This is a genomic window from Limnohabitans sp. Hippo3 (genome assembly GCF_003063665.1).
GTDB lineage: Bacteria > Pseudomonadota > Gammaproteobacteria > Burkholderiales > Burkholderiaceae_C > Limnohabitans_A.
Genome location: NZ_NESF01000001.1, coordinates 232,418 through 257,688 on the forward strand (window position 1 = coordinate 232,418; position 25,271 = coordinate 257,688).

Sequence of the window (25,271 nt, forward strand, 5' to 3'; positions counted from 1 at the left end):
TGCGTTTTTTGCAGCATCAGTTCACCATGACCAACTTGCCTTTGACGCTGCGCGAGCCCATCAAGGTGTAAGCGGCCTTCAGGTCGTTCATGGGCAAGGTCCGGTCAATCACCGGCTTGATCTTGCCTTGGCCATACCACTGCGCCAATTCGGCCATCATGGCCGCGTTGGCTTGGGGTTCACGTTTGGCAAAGTCACCCCAGAACACGCCCACCAATGAAGCGCCCTTGAGCAAAGGCAAATTCAAGGGCAGGGCAGGGATGGGCCCCCCGGCAAAGCCAACCACCAGGTAGCGACCGCGCCAGGCGATCGAGCGGAAGGCAGGCTCGGCCAGATCGCCACCTACCGGGTCATAAATCACGTCCGGGCCGCGGCCTCCGGTCAGTGTTTTCAGGGCTTCGCGCAGGTTCTCGCGACCGTAATTGATGGTCGCGTCCGCACCCAATGCGGTGCACAGGGCGCATTTTTCGTCGGTGGACGCCGCTGCAATCACTTTGGCTCCCATGGCCTTGGCAATCTGAATGGCCGCTGTGCCCACACCGCCTGCGGCACCCAAAACCAGTACCGTTTCACCGGCTTTCAGGGCCGCGCGGTCGACCAGTGCATGGTGCGAGGTGGCATAGGTCATGATGAACGCCGCACCATCGATGGCCGAAAACCCGTCGGGCAAAGGCATGCACAGTTTGGCCGGTGCCAGTGTATGGGTGCCAAAGCCCCCGGTGCCCGACAGGCAGGCCACGGTCTGCCCCACTTTCAGGTGTTTGACGCCTTCGCCCAGGGCTTGCACCACCCCTGCATACTCAGACCCCGGCACGAAGGGCAGCTCGGGCTTCATCTGGTACTTGTTTTGAACGATGAGCAGGTCGGGGAAGTTCAGGCTGGCGGCCTGTATTTGAATGAGGACCTGGCCTGGCCCAGGCGTGGGCGTGGGCAGTTCTTTCCAGGTGAGCGCGTCCACCCCGATGGGGTTCTCGCAAAGCCAAGCGTGCATGCATTTTCTCCTTGTCATCTGCTTCATGGGATGGGCCTGCATCTTAGGCAAACCGGGGGGCGTGGCCATGTCCCCTGAGCGACCAAGGCAGGGTGCCGCCTACAATCGAGGTCTGGACAGGAACACAACATGAAAATTCTCATTTCCAATGACGATGGCTTTCGCGCCGAGGGGATTGTGGCCCTTTACGAGGCGCTCCAAAGCATCGCCGATGTGGAGGTGGAAGTGGTGGCCCCCGAGCACAACAACAGCGCCAAATCCAATGCGCTGACATTGCACACGCCCTTGTACGTCCACCGCGCCGACAACGGTTTTCGGTATGTGAACGGCACGCCTGCGGATTGCGTGCACATCGCACTCACGGGCTTGCTGGGTTATCGCCCCGATCTGGTGATTTCCGGCATCAACAATGGGGCCAATATGGGCGACGACACGCTGTATTCAGGCACCGTCGGCGCAGCCATGGAAGGTTATCTTTTCGGCATTCCCGCCATCGCCGTGTCTCAAATCGACAAAGGCTGGGCGCATCTGGATGCCGCAGCCGCCCAGGTCAAGCTCTTGGTGCAGCAAATGCAATCGGGTGATTTGATGGGCACCCGGCCCTGGCTGTTGAATGTGAACATTCCCAACTTGCCCCTGGCGCAGATCAAAGCGCCCAAACTGTGTCGCCTGGGCCGTCGTCACGCGGCCGAGCCGGTCATCACCCAAGTGGACCCGCGTGGCCAGACCATGTACTGGATTGGCAATGCTGGCCCGGCCATGGACGACAGCGAAGGCACCGATTTCCATGCGGCAGGCTTGGGCCATGTGGTGGTGACACCGCTCAAGGTGGACTTGACCGAACACGCCCACCTGGACCACTGGGCCCAGACCCTGGGCCGTCTGTTTCCTCAAGGCCGCGCATGAGTCAGCGCCCTGGTTTTCCGGTCAAGTTGTCGCAAACAGGCGCCTCAAGTCCTGCGCGCAAAACGCCTGCGGCTGCGCCGACCCGTCCGCTCACCAAGCCAAGTCCTGTGGTGGTGTCAACCCCAGGCGTGAAAGGGCCAGCGACACGCCAGCCTGCGCCCGTCTCGGGGCTGGGCCTCGATTCTGGTGCCGTGCGGGCACGCATGGTGCGCAAGTTGGCCGAACAAGGCGTGCAGGACGCCCGGGTGCTGGAGGCCATGGGCCGGGTAGAACGCCACCGTTTTGTGGAAAGCGCTTTGGTCAACCAGGCTTACGAGGACACCAGTTTGCCGATTGGCCTGGGGCAAACCATCTCCAAACCCAATGTGGTGGCGCGCATGGTCGAATTGCTGTGCCAGGACGTGCCGGGCAAATTGGGCCGCGTTCTGGAAATCGGCACCGGTTGCGGCTACCAGGCCGCCGTGCTCAGCCATGTCGCCACCGAGGTGTACAGCATCGAGCGTTTGCGAGGCCTGCACGAAAAAGCCCGAACCAATTTGCGGCCCTTCAGGCTGCACAACGTGCACCTGATTTTTGGCGATGGCATGCTGGGTTATCCCAAAGGCGCGCCGTATGCCGGCATCATTTCGGCCGCTGGCGGCGAGGCCGTGCCCCAAGCTTGGCTAGACCAGTTGGCGCTGGGCGGGCGTTTGATTGCGCCGACCATCACCCCGGCGGGCCATCAGGCGCTGGTCGTGATTTTGAAAACTGCGCAGGGCTATGAGCGTCAGGTGCTCGAGGCGGTGCATTTTGTCCCTCTAAAATCAGGCGTCGCCTGAACACGTAAAAACCGATGACTTCACTCCTACCTTTTCGTCCCCTGGTTTTGACTACTTTGGCTGTGGCATTGCTGAGCGCCTGCACCTCGTCTGTTCGGGTGCCTGCGCCAGTGGAGGACCGAACGGGGATGAGCCGTGCACCCCAAACGCCGTCCGCCCCCGTGACAACGGCTTCGGGTGAAGTGGACAAGTCCTTGCCTGGCAGTGAAAATGCTGGCAAACCCGGTTATTACACCGTTCAGCGAGGCGACACCTTGACCCGTATCGGTCTGGACAACGGGCAAGGCTGGCGTGATTTGGCCCGCTGGAACAATCTGACCAACCCCGACCTGATCGAAGTGGGTCAGGTCTTGCGCGTGGCCCCACCTGGGGCTGCTCTTGAAAACTCCGGCGTGGTGGTTCGCCCGATCGCGCCTTCGGGCAGCACCTCGGCCACGGCCACACCGCCCAAGCCCGAGCCTGCACCGGCTGCACAAAACGGTTCGCTCAGCGACGAAGGCCTGGGCTTCATTTGGCCGGCCAATGGAGTGCTGATTGCCGGATTTGACGAGGCCAAAAACAAAGGCCTGGACATCGGGGGTAAAGCGGGAGATCCCGTGATGGCCGCTGCCGATGGGCAGGTGGTCTATGCCGGCTCGGGCCTGCGTGGCTACGGCAACCTGATCATCCTCAAACACAACAACACGTTTTTGACGGCTTATGCGCACAACCAGGCCTTGCTGGTCAAAGAGGACCAAAAGGTGCGCAAGGGCCAGAAAATTGCCGAAATGGGCAAGTCCGATGCGGACCGCGTCAAACTGCACTTTGAAGTGCGCAGACAAGGCAAGCCTGTAGACCCGGCCAAGCTTTTGCCCGCACGCTGAGCGGCTTGTCCATGCCGTGGCCTGTCCTGGTTTTTGACATCGAAACCATCCCGGACATGGCCGGCTGGCGTCGGCTGAATCCGGGGCCTGCCGAGGTGACCGATGCCCAGCTGCATGCGCAGTGGCAGGCCGAGCGGGCTGCGGAGGGCAAAAGCGATTTCATGCCCCTGTACCTGCAGCGCATTCTGTGCATCAGCTGTGTGTTTCGCCATGCCGAGGGTTTGCGCGTGCACTCCTTTGTGGACCGCGATGGCCACAGCGAAGCCAAAGTGGTTCAGAACTTTTTCCAGGCCATCGAAAAGCATGCTCCCCAATTGGTCAGCTGGAATGGCAGCGGTTTCGATCTCCCGGTGTTGCACTACCGGGGGTTGATGCACGGCGTGGTGGCCGACAAGTACTGGGACCTGGGCGACGATGACCGCGAGTTCAAGTGGAACAACTACATCTCGCGCTACCACATGCGCCACCTGGACCTGATGGACCTGCTGGCCAAATACACGCCCAAAAACAACGCCCCCATGGACGCCCTGGCCAAGCTGTGCGGCTTTCCCGGCAAGCTGGGCATGGATGGCGCTCAGGTTTATGCGCAGTTTCAGGCGGGTCACACCGAAGACATCCGGCGTTACTGCGAAACCGATGTGATGAACACCTATTTGCTGTACTGCCGCTTTCAGAAAATGCGCGGCGGCTTCACCGAGGCCGAGTACGCGCAGGAAATCGCCTTTGTCCAAGACCAGCTGGGTAATCTGGCCCCGCAAGAGCCGCACTGGCAGGAATACCTGCAAGCTTGGGCTTGACGTTTCCCCCTGAAACTGTGCGCTGGACCCTCCAGGGCGGCCTCACATCCTGAGACAATCAGAGGATGAGCGAACCCGACATTTCCCTATCCCAAGCCCACGCCGACGAACCCAGCCACTCCAGCGCCGACCTGCCTGAGGGCTGGCTGCGCGTGGGCTCCCTGGACATGGATGCCCAAGGCATCGCCCGCCGACCCGACGGCAAAGTGGTGTTCATTGAAGGCGCTTTGCCTTTCGAGCTGGTGTCGGTCAACGTGCACCGCAAAAAGAACAATTGGGAGCAGGGCACCGTCACCCAGATCCACCATGAGTCCTCTCAGCGCGTGCAGCCCGGTTGCCCCCATTTCGGCTTGCATGCGGGGGCCTGTGGCGGCTGCAAGATGCAGCACCTGGAGGCCTCGGCCCAAGTGGCGGTCAAGCAGCGCGTGCTTGAAGACAACCTGTGGCACCTGGGCAAGGTCAAACCGGAAACCATGCTGCGCCCGATCGAGGGGCCGACCTGGGGCTACCGCTACCGTGCCCGCCTGTCGGTGCGTTATGTGATCAAAAAGGGCGAAGTGCTGATTGGCTTTCACGAGCGCAAAAGCCGTTACATCGCCGACATGAAGGTCTGCCCGGTCCTGCCGCCCCATGTCAGCCGCATGCTGTTACCTTTGCGCGCCTTGATCGGCCAGATGGACGCTCGCGAAACCTTGCCCCAACTGGAGCTGGCCTGCGGCGACGAGGTCACGGCCTTGGTGCTGCGGCATCTGGAGCCCTTGGGCGAGGGCGACAAAGCCCTGCTGCGGGCCTTTGCCGCCGAGCACCAGGTGCAGTGGTGGTTGCAGCCCAAAGGCCCGGACACGGTGCATTTGCTCGACGAGGGTGGGGCGCAGCTGAGTTACGGCTTGCCCGACTTTGGTATCACCATGCCGTTTCGGCCCACCGATTTCACCCAGGTCAACCCCTTCATCAACCGCGTGCTGGTGGCCCGTGCGTTGCGCCTGCTGCAAGCGCAAAAAACCGAGCGGGTGATCGACTGGTTCTGTGGCCTGGGCAACTTCACCCTGCCCATTGCCACGCAAGCGGCGCAGGTGCTGGGCATCGAGGGTTCCGAGACGCTGGTGGCGCGTTCACTCGACAACTACGCCCGCAACCAGGCCACCCGGCCCGCAGGCCAGGCCCTGGCCCCCACGCAGTTTGTGGCGCGCAATTTGTTTGAGATGACGCCCGAGATGCTGGTGGCCGATGGCACCGCAGACAAATGGCTGGTGGACCCGCCACGCGAAGGTGCTTTTGCCCTGAGCAAGGCGCTGGCCGAGCTGCACGAAAACCAGGACCTGCGCCAGGGCTGGACACCGCCAAAGTGCATCGTTTATGTGAGCTGCAACCCCGCCACGCTGGCCCGAGACGCAGGCATTCTGGTGCACCGTGCCGGTTACCGATGCGTGAGTGCCGGGGTGATCAACATGTTCGCTCACACCGCCCATGTGGAGAGCATGGCGGTGTTTGAATTGGCCTGAGACCCAAGGTCTGGAGGCCGGCCACCGGCCCTACGCCGACAAAAAAGGCTCCCGAGGGAGCCTTTTTGTTTGAAGGGAGGTGACGCGAATCAGTCGCGCTCACCGCCCATGATGCCCAACAAGGCCAGCAAGCTCTGGAACACGTTGAAGATGTCCATGTACAGGGCCAGTGTGGCGCTGATGTAGTTGGTCTCGCCGCCGTCGATGATCTGTTTCAGGTCGTACAGCATGTAGGCGCTGAAGATGCCGATGGCCATGACCGAGATCACCATCATGCCCACGGTGGAGCCGACAAAGACGTTGATGATGCCGCCGATCATGATGGCCAAGGCGCCCACAAACAGCCACTTGGACATGCCCGACAGATCACGTTTGATGGTGCTGGCCAGGCTGGCCATGACGAAGAACACGCCAGCGGTACCCGCAAAGGCGGTCATCACCAGGTCGGCGCCGTTCTTGAAGCCCAGCACCATGGCGATCATGCGCGAGAGCATCAGGCCCATGAAGAAGGTGAAGGCCAGCAGCACGGGCACGCCAGCTGCCGAGTTCTTGGTTTTCTCGATGGCGAACATGAAGCCGAAGGCACCCGCCAGGAAGACCACAAGGCCCACGCCTCCCGACAGCGAGCGGGTGATGCCGGTGCTCACGCCCAGCCAGGCGCCCAAAACGGTAGGCAGCAAGCTCAGGGCCAGCAGCCAGTAGGTATTGCGCAGCACGCGGTTGCGTGTGGCCAGATCGGTGCCGTGGCCCCAGTCTGTGGTGTTCAGTGTGCGAAGGTCGCTCATGCTTGTCTCTCCTGTTCAAACCCTGATTTCAGGGCCATTGCATTGTAGGGTGAGGCTGCCCGCCGACCCAATATCCGCGCCGTCATGGGGTTATCCGGGTGAATCAGTTTTGCACAGGGGTCTGCAATGGCGGTCGTGTGCCCGTGTATCCTTGTGGTTTTCAAAACTGATCAGTCCACACCATGAAAACTCAAGCCAGCCTCGAACTCTCCGATGTCAAAGCCATTGCCGCTGCGGCCGAAGCCGAAGCCCTCAAGAACAACTGGGCGGTGAGCATCGCCATCGTCGATGCAGGCGGCCATTTGCTGCACTTTGCGCGTCTCGATGGCGCAGCGCCCGTGTCCTCGCACATCGCCCCGGCCAAAGCCCACACGGCGGCTCTGGGCCGTCGCGAGACCAAGGGCTACGAAGACGTCATCAACGGCGGCCGCACCTCGTTCCTGTCGGCTCCGACCATTCAGGGCATGCTCGAAGGGGGCGTGCCGATCATGAAAGACGGCTTTTGCCTGGGCGCGGTCGGTGTGAGCGGCGTCAAGTCGAACGAAGACGCCCAGATCGCCAAAGCCGGTATCGCCGCCATTGGTTTGTGAGGGCCTGGGTGGTCCAGGGTGAGCGGCAGATGCAGCTCACGGACCGCCACAGCATTCATTGAACCCAGCAAAAAGCCGCTCCTTGGAGCGGCTTTTTGCTGTGAGCGTCGTGCGCTTCAGGGCGTGTTCAAAATCCACAAGGCCAGTTTTTGGGCATCGGCATCGCTGACCTGCGGGTTGGCCGGCATCATCACTTTGCCCCAGACGCCCGACCCTCCCTGTTTGATCTTGCGGGTCAGGTGCTCGACCGCGGTCTTGTCACCTTTGTACTTGGCGGCCACATCCTTGAAGGCCGGGCCTACCACTTTGCGCTGAACGCCGTGGCAGCCCATGCAGCTTTTGCTCGTGGCCAGAGCCTGGTCGGCCATGGCCGGGGCCACCGCCCACAAGGCCAGTACGCCGGTGACCAGGATGCGCAGCATGCGAGTGGCTTTCACGGGATCAGTACAGGTCCAGCACGGCACCTTTGCTGGCGCTCGATGCATTGAAGGCAAACTTGGCCTGCACACCCCGGGTGTAACGGGGCTCAGGGGCTTTCCAGCCTTCGCGGCGCTTGGCCAGTTCGGCTTCGGGCACGTTCAGCTCCAGGATCAGCTTGTGCGCGTCGATGGTGATGCTGTCGCCTTCTTTGACAAACGCGATCGTGCCGCCTGCAGCGGCCTCAGGGGCGACGTGGCCCACCACCATGCCCCAGGTGCCGCCGGAGAAACGGCCATCGGTGATCAGGCCCACGCTTTCGCCCAGACCGGCACCAATCAAAGCGCCCGTGGGGGCCAGCATTTCGGGCATGCCGGGGCCGCCCTTGGGGCCGAGGTAGCGCAAAACCATCACATCACCGGCTTGGATCTTGCCCGCCAAAATGGCTTGCAAAGCGGATTGCTCGTCGTCGAACACACGGGCGGGGCCGGTGATGACGGGGTTTTTCAGGCCGGTGATTTTGGCCACGGCGCCTTCGGGCGACAGGTTGCCTTTGAGGATGGCCAGGTGGCCTTCGGCGTACATCGGTTTGTCGATCGGGCGGATCACATCCTGATCGGCGCGGGGCGTGTCGGGCACGTCTTTCAGGTTTTCGGCCACGGTCTTGCCCGTGATGGTCATGCAGTCACCGTGTAGCAAACCGGCCTTGAGCAGGACCTTCATGACTTGCGGGATGCCGCCGGCCTGGTGCAGGTCCACCGCCAGGTACTTGCCGCTCGGTTTGAGGTCGCAAATCACAGGCACTTTCTTGCGCATGCGCTCGAAATCGTCAATGGTCCAGTCCACGCCCGCAGTGTGGGCGATGGCCAGGAAGTGCAGCACCGCGTTGGTCGAGCCGCCCGTGGCCATGATCACGGCCACGGCGTTTTCGATGGCTTCCTTGGTGACGATGTCGCGGGGCTTGAGGTCGTTCTTGATGGCTTCGATCAGCACCTTGGCCGATTCCTTGGCCGAGTTCTGCTTTTCGTCGTGCGGGTTGGCCATGGTCGACGAGTAGGGCAGGGACATGCCCAGCGCCTCGAAAGCCGAAGACATGGTGTTGGCGGTGTACATGCCGCCGCAAGAGCCCGTGCCAGGGATGGCGCGTTTTTCGATTTCCTTGAGGTCGAAGTCGCTGAGTTTGCCTGCAGCGTTTTCGCCCACGGCCTCGAACACGCTCACGATGTTCAGGTCTTTGCCCTGGTAACGGCCGGGCAGGATGGTGCCGCCGTACACATAGATGGCGGGCACGTTGGCGCGCAGCATGCCCATCATGCCGCCGGGCATGTTCTTGTCGCAGCCGCCGACCACCAGCACGCCGTCCATCCACTGGCCCTGCACGCAGGTCTCGATGCAGTCCGAGATCACCTCGCGGCTGACCAGAGAGTACTTCATGCCTTCGGTGCCCATGGCCATGCCGTCGGAAATGGTGGGGGTGCCGAAAATCTGGGCGTTGCCACCGGCTTCTTCGATGCCCGCCACGGCCGCGTCGGCCAGCTTTTGCAGACCGCTGTTGCAAGGCGTGATGGTGCTGTGGCCGTTGGCCACGCCGACCATGGGTTTGACGAAATCGCCTTCTTCATAGCCCATGGCGTAGTACATCGAGCGGTTCGGGGCGCGGGATTTGCCCTGCGTGATGTTGGCGCTGCGGCGGTTGATGGGGGTGATTGGGATGATTTTGTCGCTCATGGTGGTGTCTAGGTAGATGGCCAAAAGAAGGTCGCCACATTCTAACGGGCGAGTCACAGGCCTTTGTGTCCGGTCGGAGGCTTGACCGGTGCACAATCCGGGCATGCTGATCCATCCTCAAATTGACCCTGTCGCCCTGCAACTCGGCCCTTTGGCCATCCACTGGTACGGCCTGACTTATCTGGCCGCTTTTGGCTTGTTTTTCTGGCTGGGTACACGCCGTTTGGCGCATTTGCCGTTCAAAAATCTGCCGCAATGGCAAAAACGCGATGTGGAAGACATCCTGTTTTTGGGCGTGCTCGGCGTCATCTTGGGCGGGCGTTTGGGGTATTGCCTGTTTTACAAACCGGCTTATTACCTGTCCAACCCCCTCGAAATCTTCGCGGTTTGGCAAGGCGGCATGAGTTTTCATGGCGGCTTGCTGGGCGTGATGCTGGCCATGTTCTGGTTTGCCCGCACGCGCCAACGCCCTTTTTTGCAGGCCATGGACTTTGTGGCCCCTTGTGTGCCCACGGGCCTGGCGGCGGGGCGGGTGGGCAACTTTCTGAATGGCGAGTTATGGGGCCGTGTGGCCGACCCGTCCTTGCCTTGGGGCATGGTGTTCCGGGGCGCGGGCGATTTGCCGCGCCACCCATCGCAGCTCTACCAGATCGCGCTGGAGGGCTTGCTGCTGTTTGTGTTGCTGTGGTGGTTTGCCCGCAAAGAACGCCCAACGGGTCAGGTGTCGGGTGCATTTTTGTTGGGCTATGGCTTTTTCCGCTTTGTGGCCGAGTTTTTCCGCGAACCCGATGCCCATCTGGGCCTCTTGAGCCTGGGCATGAGCATGGGGCAATGGCTGTGTGTGCCCATGATGCTGGGCGGTGTGGCGCTGTGGGTCTGGAGCCGCAAGACATCCGGGTGACAGCCGGCCAGTCCCTACGCCCATAGACGCCGAGCAAGTTCGCACGACTCGCCTTATGATGCGGGCACCTAAAACGAGGAGACGTTTCATGACCGCTCAGTTCAACGCTCAACAGCGCCGGGATTTCTTGAAGAGCCTGGCCGCCTTGTCCGGCAGCCTGCCCCTGTGGGCGCAGGCCCAAAGCAGCTGGCCCACCAAACCTGTCACGATGGTGGTGCCGTTTCCGGCAGGCGGGGGCACCGATGCATTCGCCCGACCCCTGTCCGCCCAGTTTGCCAAATTGACCGGCAAACAATTGGTCATTGACAACCGGGGCGGCGCAGGCGGCACCCTGGGCGCCGGGGTGGCGGCCAAGTCGGCCCCCGATGGCTACAACCTGTTCATGGGCGCTGTGCACCACACGATTGCGCCCAGCATGTACCCCAAGCTGGACTACGACCTGGAACGTGACCTGGTTCCCTTGATCCTGGTGGCCAATGTGCCGCAGGTGCTGGTGGTCAACCCCAAGAAAGTCCCGATGGCCGATTTCAAGGCCTTTCTGGAGATGGTCAAAAAGAACCCCGGACGCCTCAATTACGGCTCAGCGGGCGGCGGCACCTCCCACCACTTGGCGGGCGAGTTGTTCAAGCTGCAGACCAAGACCTTCATCACCCACATCCCTTACCGCGGCGCAGGCCCGGCTTTGCAGGACCTGATTGCGGGCAATGTGGACATGATGTTCGACGGTCTGGGTTCTTCGGCTGCCCATATCAAAGGCGGCCGGATCAAGGCGATGATGGTCTCGGGCGCCAAGCGCAATGCGGCATTCCCGGACGTGCCTTGCTCGGCCGAATTGGGTCTGCCCGATTACACCGTCTCGACCTGGTATGGCGTGTGGGCCCCCAAAGGCACGCCAGCGGACGCCCAAGCCCGGGCCATCGAAGAAATCCGCCGTGCCTGCCAGACCGACGAAGCCAAAGCCGTCTGGGCCAACCAGGGTGCAGACTTCCCCAACCTGACCACCACCCAGTTTGACGCTTTCATCAAAAAAGAGCTGGCCAAGTGGTCGCAGGTCGTCAAGGCCTCGGGGGCCAAGCTCGACTGAGCCCGGCATTGAATGAGTAATGGGCCTGTGATCGGGCCCTTTTTCATGCTTTTTCACGTTGTCACTTTGAAACCATGACCCACCAGAACCTGTTTTCGGCCCTGCGGGCTGCTTTTCCTGCCGACCTGACTGCGGTGGCGATCGAAACCGACGAGGGCTTGCACTACAGCTGGCAAGACCTGGACCGCGCCACGGCCATGATGGCCAATTTGCTGCAATCGCTGGACTTGCCCGCAGGCAGCCGCGTGGCGGTGCAGGTCGAAAAATCGGTCGAAGCGATGATGCTTTACCTGGCGACATTGCGTGCTGGTTATGTGTTCCTGCCGCTCAACACCGCTTACCAGAGCGCCGAGATCGAATACTTCATCGGCAATGCCGAACCGGCTGTCGTGGTTTGCAGCCCGGCCAACTTTGGCTGGGTCAGCAAGATCGCTTTCAAGTCGGGGACGCAGCATGTGTTCACATTGGGCGATGACCGCACAGGCAGCTTGCTGGAGCGGGCCGCGCACCACAGTGACCAGCACCAGGCGGTGCCGCGTCAGGCCGATGACCTGGCCGCGATCCTCTACACCAGCGGCACCACCGGTCGCAGCAAAGGTGCGATGCTCACGCACGGCAACATGCTCAGCAATGCACTCACGCTCAAGGACTACTGGGGCTGGACAAAGACCGGTGGGCCTGAAGGCCGTGGCGATGTGCTGATCCATGCTTTGCCCATCTTCCATGTGCATGGTCTGTTTGTGGCCATTCATGGGGCCCTGATCAACGGCAGCAAGATGATCTGGATGGCCAAGTTCGAGCCCAAGCGTGCCATTGCGCACATGAAAAGGGCCACCGTCTTCATGGGTGTGCCCACCCTGTATGTGCGCATGCTGGCCGAGCCCTCGCTCGACAAAGCGGCGGTCCAAAACATGCGTTTGTTCATCGCGGGCTCTGCGCCTTTGTTGATCGAAACTTTTACCGAGTGGCAGCAGCGCACAGGCCACACCATTTTGGAGCGCTACGGCATGAGCGAAACCGCCATGCTCACCTCCAACCCGTATGCGGCAGACAAACGTTACGCCAACCAGTCCGAGCGCCGCGGCGGCACCGTGGGCTTTCCTTTGCCCGGCGTGTCCTTGCGCGTGCGCGGCGACGACGGACAGGACTTGCCGGTGGGCGAGATCGGCGGTATCCAGGTCAAAGGCCCCAATGTGTTCAAGGGCTACTGGCGCATGCCCGAAAAAACCGCCGAAGAATTCACCGCCGATGGCTATTTCAAGACCGGCGATGTGGGCAAGGTCGATGAGCGGGGGTATGTGACCATTGTCGGCCGCAGCAAGGACCTGATCATCAGCGGCGGCTACAACGTGTACCCGGCTGAAATCGAGGGCTACATCAACGAGATGAAGGGCGTGGCCGAGAGCGCGGTGGTGGGCGTGCCCCATCCGGATTTTGGTGAGGTGGGTGTGGCCGTGGTGATTGCCAAGCCCGGGGCCAGTGTGCAGCCGGATGCGATTCTGGCTGAACTGAAGGCCAAACTGGCCAATTTCAAAATCCCCAAGCGTTGCTTTGTGGTGGCCGAGTTGCCGCGCAACACCATGGGCAAGGTGCAAAAGAACCTGCTGCGCGAGCAGTACAAGGCGCTGTTCGCCAGCTGATCGCTTAGCGGGGCGGCCTCAGGGCAGGTAACTGTTTTTTTCGTGCACGCCCTGGATGTGCCGAGCGGCTTGCTCCGGCGTGATGTCCTGGTTGATGACTTTGACATTGGCGTACCAAAGCTCCTCTTCCATGGACGGCCACACCCGGTTGATTTTTTGGGCGTTCAGACGGATGGTGTCCTGGCACTCTTGGCGCCAGTTGAGCATTTCCTGCCCCAGCGGGTCATGGACCTTGACCGGGTGATCCGACAAGGGAAAGTAGCCCGTCAGGGTGTCGGTGAGCAGTTGGGCGAAATCGGCGCTGCCCAGCCAGGCGATGAATTTCAGGGCTGCGGCCTGGTTGGGGCTGTTCCGGTTCACGCCAATCCCGAAGTCCGGGTGCACCGAGATGTGGCATGTCTGACCGGCTTTTTCGAGCGGTGGCTTGAAAACGCCCAAGTCAATCGGTTTTTTGTAGGCAAAACTGGTGCTGCGCAAAAAATCAATGTCCCATGAGCCGGTCGGGTACACCGCGGCGTGGCCAGTGGCAAATAGCAGCTGGATGTCGGCGTTGGACATGTCGTTTTGTCGGGGATGCATGTGCGGCTTGAGCCTGGCCATCATCTCCCAGGCCTTGATGAAGCCAGGGTCGGTGAATTTGGCTGTGCCCCGGATCAGACCCAAGCGGGCTTTCTCGCCGCCCCAGAAATTGGGCCCCATGCCTGTGAAAACGACCTGGGTGGACTCCCACATATCGGCCGTGCCCAGCGCCAAGGGGGTTATGTTGCCAGCCGCCCCGATCCGGCCCAGCAAATGCAGAAATTCTTCGACCGTGACAGGCGGCTGCAGGTTCAGGTCCTTGAAGATCTTCTTGTTGTAGAACAAGCCGTGCATGACATAAGCCACAGGCAGGCAATAGGTGGTCTGGCCGTCGTCCGTGATCCAGGCTTGTCGCGCCTGCGGGCTGAAGTGCACGAGCTCCTGTGCTTTCAAAGGCAACAAATAACCTTTGGCATGCATGCGCACGCTGCCATCAAAGGGACGGCAAAACACCAGATCGCCTGCGCGGCGGGTGGACAGACGCGACTCCAGGCGGGCGTCGTATGCCAAGGGTTCTTCTGCCCTGAAGCTCAGGCGGATGCCGGGATGCTGTCTTTGAAATGCCGGGATCAGCACTTTGTCCCAAAACAGCTGGTCGTCCTTGCGCCAGCTTTCGATCACCAGATTTTGGGCCAGGGCCGTGCAGGCCATCGTGCTCAGCGCCAGCCAAGCCCATGCCAGACGCAGGACCCGCCTCGTGCGGGGACGCGGGTGGGTGTGTGGTTGCAGCTGCAGCAAACTGGCCATGTCTCGGTATTCCTGAAAATGTATTCATTTTAGGATGTCGAAAGACACGGCCCCGGGAGGCAAAACTGTTGGGGTCGAGGGGCATGTCGCCCCTCGACGCACCATGGCATGGCTCAGCGCAGTACCAGCACCGGTATGTGCGAATGCGTCAGGACCTGCTGGGTCTCGCTGCCCAGCAGCAGGCGCTTGATGCCTTTGCGCCCGTGCGAGGCCATGACGATCAGGTCGGCTTTGTGCTTTTTGGCCGCTGCGATGATGGCGTCGGACACCACATCCGATTTGACGGTGATGGCCTTGGTGCTCACAGCTTTGGCTTTGGCCGATTTTTCGACTGCTGCCAGTTGTGCCTGTGCCGAGTCGGTCCACTGGGCCTCGACCCGGGCGATTTCCTCCACAGACAGGGGGATGCTGCCTTCAAAGTAAGCCTGGGGGTAGCGGGGAACGACCTTGAGCGCAACCAGTTCTGCGCCACAGGTGGCGGCCAGCTCAATGGCACTGGCCACGGCTTTTTTGGAGAGGGTGGAGCCATCGGTGGCTACGAGGATGCGTTTGTACATGAATTGCTCCTGATGTCGTTGATGAAAGTGCAGCTTAAAAGAGCTGCAAACGTGCCCACTTGATGCACATCAAGCTTTCTGCGCGGCATCTGTCGTATCTTCAAAACATGACACAAGTCAATGTTCTGCCCCAAGTGACCCCGATGGCGGCTGAGCCCATGGGGCCGATGGGCCCGGGCAGCGAAGACCACGACCTGCGCCTGCAGCTGCTCGATGAACCGCAGGAGTGGGCTGCGTTCAGTCTGCCCGAAAAAGACGAATCGGGTTGCTGGCGCTCCAGCGTGGTGTTTGAGGGGATGCATTGCGCCGCCTGCGCCATCACTCTGGAGGATGCCTTGCGGGCCGTGCCCGGGGTCCGGTCAGTGCAAATCAGTGGCGCCAGCCACCGGGGACAAGTGGTTTGGTCGCCCGAACGCACCCGACCTTCGCAGTGGATGCGCTCGGTCGAGCGCCATGGCTACAAGGCCTTGCCCGCCAACGATGCCCATGCGCATGCACAACGACGCGAAGAAGCCCGGCGCATGGTCTGGCGTTGGGCGGTGGCGGCCATGTGCATGATGCAAGTCATGATGTACGCCACCCCGACGTACCTCACGCAACCGGGCGACATCTCGGACGAAGCCATGCACTTACTGCGCTGGGCGTCCTGGGTGCTGTCATTGCCCGTCATGCTGTTTTCGTGTGCCCCATTTTTGCGCAATGCCTGGCGCGATTTGCGTGAACGCCAAATCAGCATGGACTTACCCGTGGCGCTGGGCATGGTGGTGACATTTGTGGTCAGCACGCTGGGCACTTTCGAGCCCGAGGGCCCGTTCGGGGCCGAGGTCTTTTTTGACTCGTTCACCATGTTCGTTTTCTTTTTGCTCACCGGCCGCTGGCTGGAGTTGCGCATGCGCGACCGCACGGCCGGGGCTTTGGAGGCCGTGCTCAACCGACTGCCCGACAGCGTGCGCAAGCGCCAGGCCAATGGCAGTTGGGCGCTGGTGTCCATTCGCCGCCTGCAGGTCGGTGACGTGATCGAGGTCTTGCCCGGTGAAGCCTTTGCGGGCGACGGCCTGGTGCTGTCCGGTCAGACCCAAGTGGACGAAGCCTTGCTCACGGGCGAGTCGCGGCCACTGGCACGGCGCGCGGGCGACCGCGTGATTGCAGGCAGCCACAACTTGAGCGGCACCTTGCAGGTCCAGATCGAGCAGGTTGGCGCCGCCACCCGCTATGCGCAAATCGTCTCGCTGATGGAAAGCGCCTCGGTGTCCAAGCCCGCCATGGCGCAGCTGGTCGACCGCTGGGCCAAGCCCTTTTTGGTGGCGGTGATGCTGGCCTCATTGGCTTCGGCCGTTTACTGGTGGCCAAGCGATCCGGCGCATGCGGTGATGGTGGCCGTCGCCGTGCTGATCGTGACCTGTCCCTGCGCTTTGTCTTTGGCCACACCTGCGGCCATGTTGGCCACGGCCGGGGCACTGGCCCGCAGCGGGGTGCTGGTGCGGCGCCTGAGTGCCTTGCAAAACCTGGCCCACATTGACACCGTGATTTTTGACAAAACCGGCACCTTGACACGCGACGCTTTTGAGGTGGTTCGCATCCACACGCGCGAAGGCTTTAGCGCGGACCTGGCCCTGGATTGGGCCGCCAGCCTGGCGCGGCATTCCCTGCACCCGGTCTCGCGGGCCTTGTGGTCAGAGGCCCGTCGCCGTGCCGATGCGACAGGCCGTCTGGCTGAACTCGAAGCCTTGACCGCGCAAGAGGTGAGCGAGCGGGCAGGGCAGGGCGTGCAAGGTGTTTTGACGCTGCAGGGGCAGCCTGTTCAAACTCTGCGCCTGGGCTCGGCGGCGTTTTGTGCGGCACCAGCATTGCCCGGGCACCATTTGCAGGTCAGCCTGGCCGATGCGTCTGGCTGGTTGGCGAGCTTCGAGTTGGCCGAAGAGGTGCGGCCCGAAGCGGCCCGTGTGGTCCGCCAGCTGGCCAGCCTGGGGCTGTCTATCCAGGTCCTGTCTGGCGATGCGCAGACCGCTGTGAGTCAGGTGGCCCAGACCGTGGGCATTGAGTCCGCGCAAGGCTGCTGCAGCCCCCAACACAAGCTGCAGGCGTTGCAGGCCCTGCAGGCCCAGGGCCACAAAGTGGCCATGGTGGGTGACGGCCTGAACGACGGCCCGGTGTTGGCCGGGGCCGATGTATCCTTTGCGCTGGGCCAGGCCGTGCCGCTGGCCCAGTCCAAATCCGATTTTGTGTTGATGGGCGGCCAACTCGATGTGCTGGTGAGCACTGTGCTGCGCAGCCGCCGGACGATGCGCATCGTGCGGCAAAACCTGTGGTGGTCAGCGGCTTACAACGCCGCTTGCGTGCCGCTGGCCCTGATGGGGTGGTTGCCTGCCTGGGCGGCAGGCCTGGGGATGGCGCTCAGTTCCCTGCTGGTCGTGCTCAATGCTTTGCGGCTGGCACAGGCGCTGCCCGAAGTGACGCCTGCACCCGCACTGATCCTTCAAGCTGCTTGAGGCAAGACCATGGACATCCTGTATTTGCTGATTCCCTTGTCTGTGGCTTTGGTGTTTTTCATCCTGGCCGGTCTCTGGTGGGCGATTGACCGGGGTCAATTTGAGGACATCGAGGCCGAAGGCGAGCGCATTTTGCGTGACGATTGATTTTGATCAAGTGACCTCGGTGTATACCCGGGCAAACTGTGCTGGTAGTTTTTAAAAAGAAGAGGTGAAAATGAAATTTGCCAATATGCAGGCGACGTCCTACAACGACAAGGTTGTCAGGCAATTCGCCATCATGACGGTGGTTTGGGGCGTAGTGGGCATGCTGGTGGGCGTGATCATCGCGGCCCAGCTGACCTGGCCGGAGCTCAACCTGGGCATTTCCTGGCTCAGCTACGGTCGCCTGCGGCCATTGCACACCAACGCGGTGATTTTTGCGTTCGGTGGTTGCGGCTTGTTCGCAGCGGCTTACTACGTGGTGCAGCGCACCTGCAACGTCCGGCTGTTTGGCGAGAAACTCGCGGCTTTCACCTTCTGGGGCTGGCAACTGGTCATCTTGTTGGCCGCCATTTCCCTACCTTTGGGTTACACCAGCGGCAAGGAATACGCCGAGCTGGAGTGGCCCATCGACATCCTGATCACCCTGGTCTGGGTGGCGTTTGCCGTGGTCTTCTTTGGCACCATCGGCACACGCAAGGTGCGTCACATTTATGTGGCCAACTGGTTCTTTGGTGCGTTCATCATCGCCGTGGCCTTGTTGCACATCGTCAACAGCGCAGCGCTGCCCGTGGGCATGATGAAGTCCTACTCCGCCTACGCGGGTGTGCAGGACGCCATGGTCCAGTGGTGGTATGGCCATAACGCTGTGGGCTTCTTCCTCACGGCTGGTTTCCTGGGCATGATGTATTACTTCATCCCCAAGCAGGCTGAGCGCCCCGTGTACTCGTACCGCCTGTCGATCGTGCACTTCTGGGCCCTGATCTTCACCTACATGTGGGCCGGCCCACACCACCTGCACTACACCGCGCTGCCCGATTGGACCCAATCGGTGGGCATGGTCTTCTCGCTCATCTTGTTGGCCCCCAGCTGGGGCGGCATGATCAACGGCATCATGACCCTGTCTGGCGCCTGGCACAAACTGCGTGACGACCCGATCCTGCGTTTCCTGATCGTGTCCCTGTCTTTCTACGGCATGTCGACCTTCGAAGGCCCGATGATGTCGATCAAGACCGTCAATGCGCTCTCCCACTACACCGACTGGACCGTGGGCCATGTGCACTCGGGTGCCTTGGGTTGGGTGGGTCTGGTGACCATGGGCTCCATGTACTACCTGATTCCCCGCTTGTTCGGTCAAAAGCAGATGTACAGCGTCAAGGCGATTGAAGTGCACTTCTGGACGGCCACCATCGGCATCGTGATCTACATCGCGGCCATGTGGATTGCCGGTGTGATGCAAGGCCTGATGTGGCGCGCTGTGAACGCCGACGGCACCCTGACCTACACCTTCGTCGAGTCGGTCAAAGCCACTTACCCGTTCTATGTCTTGCGTTTGCTGGGCGGTTTGCTCTACCTGATGGGCATGCTCATCATGCTTTGGAACACCTTCAAGACGGTGACTCGGGGGCGTTCTGTTGAAGTCCGCATTCCCACTCTCGAACCTGCACACGCCTGAGGAGAAATCAAACATGGCTCAAAACCAAAAATCAGGCGGCTTGTCGCATGAGAAAGTCGAGACCAACAACTTCCTGATGATCGTGCTGATCCTGGTTGTTTTGTTGGTCGGTGGCATGGTCGAAATCCTGCCGCTGTTCTTCCAGAAGTCCACCACCGAACCGGTGCCGGGCCTCAAGCCCTACACCGCGCTGCAAGTGGCCGGACGCGATGTCTATGTGCGCGAAGGTTGCTACAACTGCCACTCGCAGATGATCCGGCCCTTCCGCGCCGAAACGCTGCGCTACGGCTCCTACTCGCTGGCGGGTGAATTCGTCTACGACCGCCCCTTCCAGTGGGGCTCCAAGCGCACAGGTCCTGATCTGGCCCGTGTGGGTGGCCGCTACAGCGACGAATGGCACCGCATCCACCTGACCAACCCCCGTGATCTGGTGCCCGAGTCCAACATGCCCGCCTACCCCTGGCTGGAAAAGACGGCCGCCAACGCCAGCTCCATACAGGCCCACATGAGCGGTCTGCGCACACTGGGCGCGCCTTACACGGACGAAGAAATCGCCAAGGCCCCTGAAGAGGTGAAAGGTAAGACCGAGCTGGATGCTGTCATCGCCTACCTGCAGGTGCTGGGCACCCACCGCAAATAAGGAACGGCCATGGACATCAACACATTGCGATCCATCGTGACTTTGCTCGCCTTTGCTGCCTTCATCGGCATTGTGGTGTGGGCGTGGTCGCGCCGTAACCAGGCCAGTTTTGACGAGGCGGCGCAGCTGCCATTCCGTCAGGACGACTGAGCTGTCCACCAGAACTCAAAAAATACCAAGGAATCCCCATGAGTGACTTCATCAGCAATTTCTGGCACTTGTACGTGGCAGGTATCACGCTGGTCAGCATCATCGCCTGCCTGCTTTTGCTGTGGTTCAGTGGCAAGGCCAAGGCCATGACCGCCAACGACAACACCACTGGCCATGTCTGGGACGGTGACCTGCGCGAGATGAACAACCCCTTGCCGCGTTGGTGGGTGGGCCTGTTCGTGATCACCATTGTCTTCTCCCTCGTTTACCTGGCCATGTACCCCGGTGCGGGCAGCTTTGCCGGCAAATTCGGCTGGTCTTCGGCTGGTCAATACGAAACCGAAGTGGCCAAAGGCAACGCCGAAGTGGCCCCCCTGTACGCCAAGTTTTTGGGTATGCCGCCTGAAGAGGTGTCCAAAGACCCGAAAGCCTTGGCCATTGGGGACCGCTTGTTCATGAACAACTGCGCGCAATGCCACGGCTCGGACGCACGGGGCAGCAAAGGCTTCCCCAATCTGGCCGATGCCGACTGGCTTTATGGCGGCACACCTGACGCGATCAAGACCACCTTGGTGCAAGGCCGTGCGGGCAACATGCCCCCCATGGCCGCAGCGGTGGGCGGCCCTGAAGAGGTGCGCAACGTGGCCCACTACGTGCTCAGCCTGTCGGGCAGCCCGCACGACTCCCTGCGCGCCTCGCTGGGCAAGTCCAAGTTTGGTGTCTGCGCAGCCTGCCACGGCATGGACGGCAAGGGCAACCACGCCCTGGGTGCGCCCAACCTGACCGACGACATCTGGCTGCACGGTTGGGGTGAAAACGCCATCGTCAACATGATCAACAACGGCAAGGTCAACCAGATGCCCGCCCAGGCTCAGAAGCTGACCGAAGGTCAGATCCATGTGCTGGCCTCTTATGTCTGGGGCTTGTCCAACAACGCCCCGGTGAGCACCACGGTCAGCGCCGCGAAATGATGTCCCCCGTGCAGCAGGCCCGTCCTGCTGCACCCTTTGACCCAAGGTCTGCATTTTGTCCATCCCCGATCAGCGTCCCCCCCGCAGCGTGATCCCCATCACCCCCGTACCCACCGACGGTGATGCGGAACTGGTGTCGCTGTACCAGGCGCACCAAAAAATCTACCCACGCAGTGTGCAGGGCGTTTTCGCCCGCTGCCGTTGGTTGATGGTGGTCATCACGCAATTGGTTTTTTATGGCCTGCCTTGGCTGGAATGGGGGCAGCGTCAGGCGGTCTTGTTCGATCTGGGGGCTCGGCGCTTCTACATTTTCGGCTTGGTGCTGTATCCGCAAGACTTCATTTACCTGACCGCGTTGCTGGTCATTTCTGCACTCTCCTTGTTTCTGTTCACGGCAGTGGCAGGGCGTTTGTGGTGCGGTTTTGCCTGCCCGCAAACCGTTTACACCGAAATTTTCATCTGGATCGAGCGCCAGTTCGAGGGCGACCGATCTGCCCGCATGCGCCTGGATGCCGCACCGCTGAGCTTCAACAAAGTCTGGCGCAAGACGTGCAAGCAGCTCGCCTGGATCGTGTTCTCGTTGTGGACGGGTTTCACCTTCGTGGGCTATTTCACGCCCATCCGCGAGTTGACGGCAACGATCCTGTCGCTGGGCTTTGGCCCGTGGGAAATTTTCTGGATCCTGTTTTACAGTTTTGCCACCTACGGCAACGCGGGCTTCATGCGCGAGCAGGTGTGCAAATACATGTGCCCCTATGCCCGCTTTCAAAGCGCCATGTTCGACAAGGACACGCTCATCGTCACCTACGACGAAGGGCGGGGCGAGCCCCGGGGTGCCCGATCCAAAAAAGCCGATCCCCAAGCCCTGGGCCTGGGTTCTTGTGTGGACTGCACCTTGTGTGTGCAAGTCTGCCCCACCGGCATCGACATCCGCAAAGGCCTCCAGTACGAATGCATTGGCTGCGGCGCTTGTGTGGACGTGTGTAACAACGTGATGGACAAAGTGGGTTATCCGCGCGGCCTGATCAAGTTCTCCACGCAAAACGCGATGGACAAGGGCTGGAACTGGGCGCAAACGGTGCGCCGCATTTTCCGCCCCCGCGTGTTGGTCTACACCGCTGTGTTGTGGGCCATCATCGTCGGTGTCGGGGCATCCCTGTGGCTGCGCCAGCCTTTCAAAGTGGACATCGAACGCGACCGTGCCACTTTGGCCCGCATCGTTGCAGGCGGTCAGATCGAGAACGTGTACCGCCTGCAAATCATGAATGCAGCCGAACACCACTTGAACTTTGAGTTGCAGATCGATGGCTTGCCTGGCCTTAAGCTGGTGGGTGAGCCTGAGGTCCAAGTGGCCGCCACCGAGTCCCGCTGGGTATCGGTGCGTTTGCAGCTGCCCTATGATGCGGCCGCTGCGGGCTCGTACCCGATCCATTTCCGCATCGCCTCACGCGCGCCCGATGGCCAAGTGGTGGGACAGTTGAGCGAGAAAACCGTGTTCCTGGTTCCCCGTTGATGGGTGACCTCCTTTTCAGAAAGACACACATGAACAACGCACTGCGCAAGCCCCAAGAGGGTCAACCCTGGTGGCGCTTTGGCCTGGTCTGGATGGTGGTGGGCGGCCCGGCCGTGGTGGTCGTGGCGGGATTGGTCACGTTTTACATTGCCGCCAGCAACCCCGACCCGGTGCTTCAGGTGACGCCGCGCAGCGCCATGCAGGAACGCCAGGGCATCGCGCATGCCCCAGCCATGCAAGGCCGCAACCACGCGGCCACGGGCGAATTGCCCTCAGCGGTCCAGGCGCCTGCTGCCGCACCGACTCAACCCTGAGGGGAAGGAAGACACCATGCGGGCTCAACGTTGGATGTGGATTGCCTGGCCTGCCTTTTTGGTGGCCGGACTGATGGAAATGCTGGTGTTCGCCTTCGTCGACCCGCGAGACCTGCACTGGTTCGGGCGCGATCTGGACTTGTCCAGGCAAGCGATTTATACCTTGGCTTTTTTCGCGTTTTGGAGTCTGACCATGCTCTCCAGCGCCCTGACCACGCTGCTGGGCATGTCCCCGTTTGAAGTCAACCGCTGCCCGGTAGCGCCGGGCGATCGCCCGACAGACTGTGCGCAGGGCGGCGTCAATGGCACGCGTTGTTGTTGACCAGACGCTGCAGACCTTCGGTGTCCACGATGCGGACATGGCGTTGTTTGACTTCCACCATGCCTTCTTCGACGAATTTGGAGAAAGTGCGGCTGACGGTTTCGAGCTTCAAACCCAGGTAGCTGCCGATTTCCTCGCGCGTCATGCGCAGCACCAGCTCCGACTGGGAAAAGCCACGGGCGTGCAGGCGTTGCACCAGATTCAGCAAAAAAGCAGCCAGTCGCTCCTCGGCCCGCATGCTGCCCAGCAGCAGCATCACGCCGTGTTCGCGCACGATTTCGCGGCTCATGATTTTGTGCACATGGCTTTGCAGCGCGGTCACCTCGCGTGAAATCTCTTCGATGCGGTCAAACGGCATGACACAGACCTCGGCATCTTCTAGAGCCACCGCATCGCAGGTGTGCTGGTCGTTCACGATGCCATCCAAACCAATGATTTCGCCTGCCATCTGAAAACCCGTGACCTGGTCGCGTCCATCTTCGGTGGCCAGGCAGGTTTTGAAAAATCCCGTGCGGATGGCGTACAGCGAGGTGAACTTCTCGCCGTTGGTGAACAAAGTGGTCCCGCGCTTGACTTTGCGGCGCACCGCCACCAGATCGTCGAGGCGGTTGAGGTCATGCTCGCTCAGGCCCATGGGCATGCACAACTCACGCAGGTTGCAATTGGAGCAGGCGACTTTGATGGCTTGGGGATTCATGGTTGATCTCATGGTTGAGAAATGGATTTGCCTTGGATCAAGTCTTGAGCTTATACCGAAAACGACCCCGAATTTCAGGGTATACCCTGTCTGCGCAGGAAATCCCGGGAAACCGGTAAAGCGTTTGACTTGAGTCAATACAAGCGTGGGGGCAAACAGGCAAAGTCGCACCATTGTTGTGAACACATTCGAATTAAGGGGCAGCCGCATGTCCGTCATCACGCCTGAATTGCTGACACGTTTTGACGTGCCCGGTCCGCGTTACACCTCCTATCCCACAGCGGATCGTTTCGTCGAAGCCTTTGGCGAAGCCGACTATGTGCAAGCCTTGGCGCAGCGTCAATCGGGCACGGTGGGCAAGCAGACACCTCTGTCCTTGTATGTGCACATCCCGTTTTGCGAATCGCTTTGTTATTACTGCGCTTGCAACAAAATCATCACCAAGCACAAAGAGCGTTCTGCAGCGTATTTGAAATACCTCGGCAAAGAGGTTGAACTACACACCCGACACCTGGGGCGAGGGCAGTCGGTCAGCCAGTTGCACTTGGGTGGCGGCACGCCCACTTTCATGAGCGACGAAGAGTTGCGCCAACTCATGGCCATGCTGCGAGAACATTTTGAATTCGTGCCGGGCGGTGAATACTCTGTCGAGGTGGACCCGCGCACCGTGGACGACAGTCGACTGGCCGTGCTGGCCGAATTGGGCTTCAACCGCCTGAGTTTCGGCGTGCAGGACTTTGACCCTGCGGTGCAAAAAGCCGTGCACCGCATACAGCCGTCCGAGCAGGTGTTTCAACTGGTCCAAGCGGCTCGCCACCTCGGCTTCGAGTCGGTCAACGTTGATCTGATTTACGGCCTGCCTTTGCAAACCCCCGAGTCCTTTGACCGCACACTTGAGCAGGTGAAAAGTCTGCGCCCTGACCGCATTGCGCTGTATGCCTATGCGCACCTGCCCGAACGCTTCAAGCCCCAACGCCGCATCCATGCAGAAGAATTGCCCTCGGGTGCAGCCAAAGTGTCCATGCTGTCGCGCTCGCTCGACGCCTTGACCGATGCGGGCTATGTCTACATTGGCATGGACCACTTCGCCTTGCCCGATGACGCCTTGGCCGTGGCCAAAAGGCAAGGGCGTTTGCACCGCAACTTCCAAGGTTACAGCACGCAAGCCGATTGCGACCTGATTGCCTTGGGCGTCTCCTCCATCGGGCGGATCGGCGCGACTTACAGCCAGAACGCCAAGACCATGGAAGAGTACTGTGACCTGCTCGACCAGGGCCACTTTCCGGTGGTGCGGGGCCTGGCGCTCACGCGCGACGACCTGATTCGCCGCTCGGTCATCATGGCGCTGATGTGCCAGGGCCATTTGCAATACGAGTCCATCAACCTGGCCTGGTTGGTCGATTTCAAAACCCTGTTTGCCAAAGAGCTGAGCCAGCTCGAAGACATGCAGTCGCAAGGCTTGGTGGCGCTGAGTGACTCCGGCATCCAGGTCACCGCCATGGGCTGGTTTTTTGTGAGGGGCGTGGCCATGGTGTTTGACCGTTACGTCCAAGCCGACCGCAACCGCAGCCGCTTTTCCAAAATCATCTGATGCCTTGGTGCTTTGGGCATGG

26 protein-coding genes are annotated in these 25,271 nt (G+C 61.0%); 19 read left to right on the forward strand and 7 right to left on the reverse strand.

The window, feature by feature from the left end:
• Positions 1 to 16: 16 nt before the first annotated feature.
• Positions 17 to 991 (reverse strand): NADPH:quinone oxidoreductase family protein, encoded by a 975-nt coding sequence (locus tag B9Z34_RS01120; protein WP_108426243.1) that lies wholly within the window; start codon positions 989 to 991, stop codon positions 17 to 19.
• Between the two features lie 129 nt (positions 992 to 1,120).
• On the opposite strand from B9Z34_RS01120, the gene surE reads away from it, so the two are divergent.
• From surE to rlmD, 5 genes are all read left to right on the forward strand, one after another.
• The gene (gene surE, locus B9Z34_RS01125; protein ID WP_108426244.1) at positions 1,121 to 1,897 is read left to right on the forward strand and encodes a 5'/3'-nucleotidase SurE; all 777 of its coding nucleotides are present in this window, start codon (positions 1,121 to 1,123) and stop codon (positions 1,895 to 1,897) included.
• Positions 1,894 to 2,715 (forward strand): protein-L-isoaspartate(D-aspartate) O-methyltransferase, encoded by an 822-nt coding sequence (locus B9Z34_RS01130; protein WP_108426245.1) that lies wholly within the window; start codon positions 1,894 to 1,896, stop codon positions 2,713 to 2,715. Before surE ends, B9Z34_RS01130 begins: the two co-directional genes overlap by 4 nt.
• 14 nt (positions 2,716 to 2,729) lie before the next feature.
• A complete protein-coding gene (locus B9Z34_RS01135) occupies positions 2,730 to 3,578 on the forward strand; it encodes a peptidoglycan DD-metalloendopeptidase family protein (RefSeq protein ID WP_108426246.1) in 849 nt (282 codons plus the stop codon).
• Positions 3,579 to 3,589: 11 nt separating this feature from the next.
• Positions 3,590 to 4,375: a 3'-5' exonuclease gene (locus B9Z34_RS01140; protein ID WP_108426247.1), complete on the forward strand. Its 786-nt coding sequence runs from the start codon at positions 3,590 to 3,592 to the stop codon at positions 4,373 to 4,375.
• A 65-nt stretch (positions 4,376 to 4,440) separates the two neighbouring features.
• The gene (rlmD, locus tag B9Z34_RS01145; RefSeq protein WP_108426248.1) at positions 4,441 to 5,877 is read left to right on the forward strand and encodes a 23S rRNA (uracil(1939)-C(5))-methyltransferase RlmD; all 1,437 of its coding nucleotides are present in this window, start codon (positions 4,441 to 4,443) and stop codon (positions 5,875 to 5,877) included.
• An 89-nt stretch (positions 5,878 to 5,966) separates the two neighbouring features.
• Here the strand turns inward: rlmD and B9Z34_RS01150 are convergent, their stop codons facing one another.
• Positions 5,967 to 6,662: a Bax inhibitor-1/YccA family protein gene (locus B9Z34_RS01150; RefSeq protein ID WP_108426249.1), complete on the reverse strand. Its 696-nt coding sequence runs from the start codon at positions 6,660 to 6,662 to the stop codon at positions 5,967 to 5,969.
• 182 nt (positions 6,663 to 6,844) lie between these two features.
• Between B9Z34_RS01150 and B9Z34_RS01155 the strand changes: the two genes are divergently transcribed.
• Positions 6,845 to 7,252: a heme-binding protein gene (locus tag B9Z34_RS01155; protein WP_108426250.1), complete on the forward strand. Its 408-nt coding sequence runs from the start codon at positions 6,845 to 6,847 to the stop codon at positions 7,250 to 7,252.
• A 116-nt stretch (positions 7,253 to 7,368) separates the two neighbouring features.
• On the opposite strand, the gene B9Z34_RS01160 is transcribed toward B9Z34_RS01155, so the two are convergent.
• Both B9Z34_RS01160 and ilvD read right to left on the reverse strand, forming a co-directional pair.
• Entirely contained in the window at positions 7,369 to 7,674 is a 306-nt protein-coding gene (locus B9Z34_RS01160; RefSeq protein ID WP_108426251.1) for a c-type cytochrome, read from the reverse strand.
• Positions 7,675 to 7,693: 19 nt separating this feature from the next.
• Positions 7,694 to 9,397: a dihydroxy-acid dehydratase gene (gene ilvD / locus B9Z34_RS01165; RefSeq protein WP_108426252.1), complete on the reverse strand. Its 1,704-nt coding sequence runs from the start codon at positions 9,395 to 9,397 to the stop codon at positions 7,694 to 7,696.
• A 103-nt stretch (positions 9,398 to 9,500) separates the two neighbouring features.
• Between ilvD and lgt the strand changes: the two genes are divergently transcribed.
• From lgt to B9Z34_RS01180, 3 genes are all read left to right on the forward strand, one after another.
• Positions 9,501 to 10,298, forward strand: coding sequence for a prolipoprotein diacylglyceryl transferase (gene lgt, locus B9Z34_RS01170; RefSeq protein WP_108426253.1), 798 nt, complete (start codon positions 9,501 to 9,503; stop codon positions 10,296 to 10,298).
• 88 nt (positions 10,299 to 10,386) lie between these two features.
• Positions 10,387 to 11,382: a tripartite tricarboxylate transporter substrate binding protein gene (locus B9Z34_RS01175; protein WP_108426254.1), complete on the forward strand. Its 996-nt coding sequence runs from the start codon at positions 10,387 to 10,389 to the stop codon at positions 11,380 to 11,382.
• Between the two features lie 74 nt (positions 11,383 to 11,456).
• Positions 11,457 to 13,022 carry a malonyl-CoA synthase gene (locus tag B9Z34_RS01180; RefSeq protein WP_108426255.1) on the forward strand — a complete coding sequence of 522 codons (1,566 nt, stop codon included), beginning with the start codon at positions 11,457 to 11,459 and terminating at the stop codon, positions 13,020 to 13,022.
• A gap of 18 nt (positions 13,023 to 13,040) precedes the next feature.
• On the opposite strand, the gene B9Z34_RS01185 is transcribed toward B9Z34_RS01180, so the two are convergent.
• Positions 13,041 to 14,348 carry an ABC transporter substrate-binding protein gene (locus B9Z34_RS01185; RefSeq protein ID WP_108426256.1) on the reverse strand — a complete coding sequence of 436 codons (1,308 nt, stop codon included), beginning with the start codon at positions 14,346 to 14,348 and terminating at the stop codon, positions 13,041 to 13,043.
• Positions 14,349 to 14,461: 113 nt separating this feature from the next.
• The gene (locus B9Z34_RS01190; RefSeq protein WP_108426257.1) at positions 14,462 to 14,905 is read right to left on the reverse strand and encodes a universal stress protein; all 444 of its coding nucleotides are present in this window, start codon (positions 14,903 to 14,905) and stop codon (positions 14,462 to 14,464) included.
• Positions 14,906 to 15,072: 167 nt separating this feature from the next.
• Here B9Z34_RS01190 and B9Z34_RS01195 point away from each other — a divergent pair, with 167 nt between their 5' ends.
• The 9 genes from B9Z34_RS01195 to B9Z34_RS01235 all read left to right on the forward strand — a co-directional run bounded on the left by B9Z34_RS01195 (position 15,073) and on the right by B9Z34_RS01235 (position 22,961).
• Entirely contained in the window at positions 15,073 to 17,394 is a 2,322-nt protein-coding gene (locus B9Z34_RS01195; protein ID WP_108426844.1) for a cation-translocating P-type ATPase, read from the forward strand.
• 9 nt (positions 17,395 to 17,403) lie between these two features.
• Entirely contained in the window at positions 17,404 to 17,541 is a 138-nt protein-coding gene (gene ccoS, locus B9Z34_RS01200; protein WP_090046617.1) for a cbb3-type cytochrome oxidase assembly protein CcoS, read from the forward strand.
• 70 nt (positions 17,542 to 17,611) lie between these two features.
• Positions 17,612 to 19,051: a cytochrome-c oxidase, cbb3-type subunit I gene (gene ccoN, locus B9Z34_RS01205; RefSeq protein WP_108426258.1), complete on the forward strand. Its 1,440-nt coding sequence runs from the start codon at positions 17,612 to 17,614 to the stop codon at positions 19,049 to 19,051.
• A 13-nt stretch (positions 19,052 to 19,064) separates the two neighbouring features.
• Positions 19,065 to 19,691, forward strand: a complete 627-nt coding sequence (gene ccoO / locus B9Z34_RS01210; RefSeq protein ID WP_108426259.1) for a cytochrome-c oxidase, cbb3-type subunit II — start codon at positions 19,065 to 19,067, stop codon at positions 19,689 to 19,691.
• 9 nt (positions 19,692 to 19,700) lie between these two features.
• Positions 19,701 to 19,841 (forward strand): cbb3-type cytochrome c oxidase subunit 3, encoded by a 141-nt coding sequence (locus B9Z34_RS01215; protein ID WP_108426260.1) that lies wholly within the window; start codon positions 19,701 to 19,703, stop codon positions 19,839 to 19,841.
• Between the two features lie 38 nt (positions 19,842 to 19,879).
• The gene (ccoP, locus tag B9Z34_RS01220) at positions 19,880 to 20,812 is read left to right on the forward strand and encodes a cytochrome-c oxidase, cbb3-type subunit III (protein ID WP_108426261.1); all 933 of its coding nucleotides are present in this window, start codon (positions 19,880 to 19,882) and stop codon (positions 20,810 to 20,812) included.
• Between the two features lie 61 nt (positions 20,813 to 20,873).
• A complete protein-coding gene (ccoG, locus tag B9Z34_RS01225; protein ID WP_369907562.1) occupies positions 20,874 to 22,325 on the forward strand; it encodes a cytochrome c oxidase accessory protein CcoG in 1,452 nt (483 codons plus the stop codon).
• 29 nt (positions 22,326 to 22,354) lie between these two features.
• A complete protein-coding gene (locus tag B9Z34_RS01230) occupies positions 22,355 to 22,639 on the forward strand; it encodes a nitrogen fixation protein FixH (RefSeq protein WP_108426263.1) in 285 nt (94 codons plus the stop codon).
• Between the two features lie 16 nt (positions 22,640 to 22,655).
• A complete protein-coding gene (locus B9Z34_RS01235) occupies positions 22,656 to 22,961 on the forward strand; it encodes a hypothetical protein (protein WP_108426264.1) in 306 nt (101 codons plus the stop codon).
• Here B9Z34_RS01235 and fnr read toward each other — a convergent pair.
• On the reverse strand, positions 22,939 to 23,658 hold the full coding sequence (fnr, locus tag B9Z34_RS01240) for a fumarate/nitrate reduction transcriptional regulator Fnr (protein ID WP_108426265.1): 720 nt from the start codon (positions 23,656 to 23,658) through the stop codon (positions 22,939 to 22,941). The two genes, B9Z34_RS01235 and fnr, sit on opposite strands and share 23 nt — an antisense overlap.
• 208 nt (positions 23,659 to 23,866) lie before the next feature.
• On the opposite strand from fnr, the gene hemN reads away from it, so the two are divergent.
• A complete protein-coding gene (gene hemN, locus B9Z34_RS01245) occupies positions 23,867 to 25,249 on the forward strand; it encodes an oxygen-independent coproporphyrinogen III oxidase (protein WP_108426266.1) in 1,383 nt (460 codons plus the stop codon).
• Positions 25,250 to 25,271 lie beyond the last annotated feature (22 nt).

Bases quoted from the DNA above. Each gene is read 5' to 3' on its own strand.
- B9Z34_RS01120 (WP_108426243.1), bottom strand. From the start codon at position 991: ATGCACGCTTGGCTTTGCGAGAACCCCATCGGGGTGGACGCGCTCACC.
- surE (WP_108426244.1), top strand. From the start codon at position 1,121: ATGAAAATTCTCATTTCCAATGACGATGGCTTTCGCGCCGAGGGGATT.
- B9Z34_RS01130 (WP_108426245.1), top strand. From the start codon at position 1,894: ATGAGTCAGCGCCCTGGTTTTCCGGTCAAGTTGTCGCAAACAGGCGCC.
- B9Z34_RS01135 (WP_108426246.1), top strand. From the start codon at position 2,730: ATGACTTCACTCCTACCTTTTCGTCCCCTGGTTTTGACTACTTTGGCT.
- B9Z34_RS01140 (WP_108426247.1), top strand. From the start codon at position 3,590: ATGCCGTGGCCTGTCCTGGTTTTTGACATCGAAACCATCCCGGACATG.
- rlmD (WP_108426248.1), top strand. From the start codon at position 4,441: ATGAGCGAACCCGACATTTCCCTATCCCAAGCCCACGCCGACGAACCC.
- B9Z34_RS01150 (WP_108426249.1), bottom strand. From the start codon at position 6,662: ATGAGCGACCTTCGCACACTGAACACCACAGACTGGGGCCACGGCACC.
- B9Z34_RS01155 (WP_108426250.1), top strand. From the start codon at position 6,845: ATGAAAACTCAAGCCAGCCTCGAACTCTCCGATGTCAAAGCCATTGCC.
- B9Z34_RS01160 (WP_108426251.1), bottom strand. From the start codon at position 7,674: ATGCTGCGCATCCTGGTCACCGGCGTACTGGCCTTGTGGGCGGTGGCC.
- ilvD (WP_108426252.1), bottom strand. From the start codon at position 9,397: ATGAGCGACAAAATCATCCCAATCACCCCCATCAACCGCCGCAGCGCC.
- lgt (WP_108426253.1), top strand. From the start codon at position 9,501: ATGCTGATCCATCCTCAAATTGACCCTGTCGCCCTGCAACTCGGCCCT.
- B9Z34_RS01175 (WP_108426254.1), top strand. From the start codon at position 10,387: ATGACCGCTCAGTTCAACGCTCAACAGCGCCGGGATTTCTTGAAGAGC.
- B9Z34_RS01180 (WP_108426255.1), top strand. From the start codon at position 11,457: ATGACCCACCAGAACCTGTTTTCGGCCCTGCGGGCTGCTTTTCCTGCC.
- B9Z34_RS01185 (WP_108426256.1), bottom strand. From the start codon at position 14,348: ATGGCCAGTTTGCTGCAGCTGCAACCACACACCCACCCGCGTCCCCGC.
- B9Z34_RS01190 (WP_108426257.1), bottom strand. From the start codon at position 14,905: ATGTACAAACGCATCCTCGTAGCCACCGATGGCTCCACCCTCTCCAAA.
- B9Z34_RS01195 (WP_108426844.1), top strand. From the start codon at position 15,073: ATGGGCCCGGGCAGCGAAGACCACGACCTGCGCCTGCAGCTGCTCGAT.
- ccoS (WP_090046617.1), top strand. From the start codon at position 17,404: ATGGACATCCTGTATTTGCTGATTCCCTTGTCTGTGGCTTTGGTGTTT.
- ccoN (WP_108426258.1), top strand. From the start codon at position 17,612: ATGAAATTTGCCAATATGCAGGCGACGTCCTACAACGACAAGGTTGTC.
- ccoO (WP_108426259.1), top strand. From the start codon at position 19,065: ATGGCTCAAAACCAAAAATCAGGCGGCTTGTCGCATGAGAAAGTCGAG.
- B9Z34_RS01215 (WP_108426260.1), top strand. From the start codon at position 19,701: ATGGACATCAACACATTGCGATCCATCGTGACTTTGCTCGCCTTTGCT.
- ccoP (WP_108426261.1), top strand. From the start codon at position 19,880: ATGAGTGACTTCATCAGCAATTTCTGGCACTTGTACGTGGCAGGTATC.
- B9Z34_RS01230 (WP_108426263.1), top strand. From the start codon at position 22,355: ATGAACAACGCACTGCGCAAGCCCCAAGAGGGTCAACCCTGGTGGCGC.
- B9Z34_RS01235 (WP_108426264.1), top strand. From the start codon at position 22,656: ATGCGGGCTCAACGTTGGATGTGGATTGCCTGGCCTGCCTTTTTGGTG.
- fnr (WP_108426265.1), bottom strand. From the start codon at position 23,658: ATGAATCCCCAAGCCATCAAAGTCGCCTGCTCCAATTGCAACCTGCGT.
- hemN (WP_108426266.1), top strand. From the start codon at position 23,867: ATGTCCGTCATCACGCCTGAATTGCTGACACGTTTTGACGTGCCCGGT.